Source organism: Arthrobacter sp. JCM 19049, from assembly GCF_001310435.1.
On sequence record NZ_BAXF01000513.1, the window covers coordinates 1 to 1,495 of the forward strand.

Sequence of the window (1,495 nt, forward strand, 5' to 3'; positions counted from 1 at the left end):
CCAGATCCAGCAGCCCGGTCCGACTGGTGTCGCGGCGTTGGAAGTGACGGACCTGGCGCACCCGTTGCCGCCCGGCGAGCCACCCGTGCCAGTGCTCCGGCAATTCCCCGCCTCGTGCCGCTTGCTGCGCTGGGCTGTGGAGCTAGCGTCCATGGACTTGGCCTACCGCCGCCACGACCGCCTGCCCCAGCTGCTCCAGTTCCCGACTGCCGGTGACATAGGGCGGCATCACGTAGAGGAGGTCGCGGAAGGGGCGCACCCACGCACCCCGGCGAACCGCAGCGGCGGTCACTTCGGCCATCCGCACCGGCTCACGCAGCTGGATGACCCCGACCCCGCCCAGTACCCGCACCTGGCGGACACTGCTGAAGCCGCTCGCTTCGCCCAGTGTCCGGCGCAGCCCGTCCTGCAGGGCGTTGACCTGCCCCTGCCAGCGGGCGGCGCCCTTGTCCTGCGGATCCGGTTCGCTCAGCAGCCGGAGCGACCCGTTGGCCACTGCGCAGGCCAGCGGATTGCCCATGAAGGTGGGCCCGTGCAGCAGCGGTGAACCGCTGCGCTCCAGCGTCTGGGCCACCGAGGTGGTGCACAGCGTCGCAGCCAGGCTCAGGTAGCCGCCGGTCAGGGCCTTGCCCACGCACATGATGTCCGGGATGACCCCGGCCCATTGGCTGGCGAAGAGGCGCCCGGTGCGGCCAAACCCGGTGGCGATTTCGTCAAAGATCAACAGCAGGCCGTGCTCGTCGGCCAGTTGGCGCAGCACCCCCAGCACCTGCGGCGCGTAGACGTGCATGCCTCCGGCGCCCTGCAGCACCGGTTCGCAGATGATGGCGGCCAGCTCCCCGGAGTGCGCAGCGATCCCGGCCCGCGCCTGGGTCTCCCACTCCGAAAGCTCGGTCTCATCAACCTGCCAGCCGCCCCCTGGTTCGGGCACGGCGGAGGGCGGGCGGGGCAGAAATACGTGCTCGGGACCCTGGCCGCTGAATTGCGCGTGCATCCCGTCCACCGGGTCGCAGATTCCCATGGTGGCGAAGGTGTCCCCATGATAGCCCCCGCGCAGGGCCGCGACGCGTTGACGTTCTCCTTGCCCCCGGGCGTGCTGGTACTGCAGCGCCAATTTGAGTGCCACTTCCACGCAGATGGATCCCGAGTCGGCCAGGAACACGTGTTCAGGCTGCCCGGTGCCAGGGCCGTCAGGCGTTCGGCCAGTTCCACGGCCGGTGCGTGGGTCAGTCCCCCGAACATTACGTGGCTGAATTGCTCCAGCTGTTTCCGCGCGGCCGTATCCAGCCGCGGGTGGCGGTACCCGTGGACGGCGGACCACCAGGAGGACATGCCATCGATCACCCGGTAGCGCCCGGAGGCATCGGCGAGACTCAGCCAGACGCCCTCGGCCTCCTGCACCTCATAGCGGGCCCCGGCCCCCAGGGTACTGTACGGATGCCAGAGCAGCCCGGCATCCCTGTCCAGGACGCTGCCGGCCAAGGGCGGGGGGCGG

General features: G+C 70.2%; 1 protein-coding gene and 1 pseudogene. Both read right to left on the reverse strand.

Translation table 11 applies throughout. From position 1 onward, the window contains the following. Positions 1-142 precede the first annotated feature (142 nt). Positions 143-1,162, reverse strand: a complete 1,020-nt coding sequence (locus JCM19049_RS13940) for an aminotransferase class III-fold pyridoxal phosphate-dependent enzyme (RefSeq protein ID WP_306420819.1) — start codon at positions 1,160-1,162, stop codon at positions 143-145. 68 nt (positions 1,163-1,230) lie between these two features. Further along, positions 1,231-1,401 (reverse strand): annotated as a pseudogene (locus JCM19049_RS22765) (aminotransferase class III-fold pyridoxal phosphate-dependent enzyme); the annotation flags it as partial. Positions 1,402-1,495 lie beyond the last annotated feature (94 nt).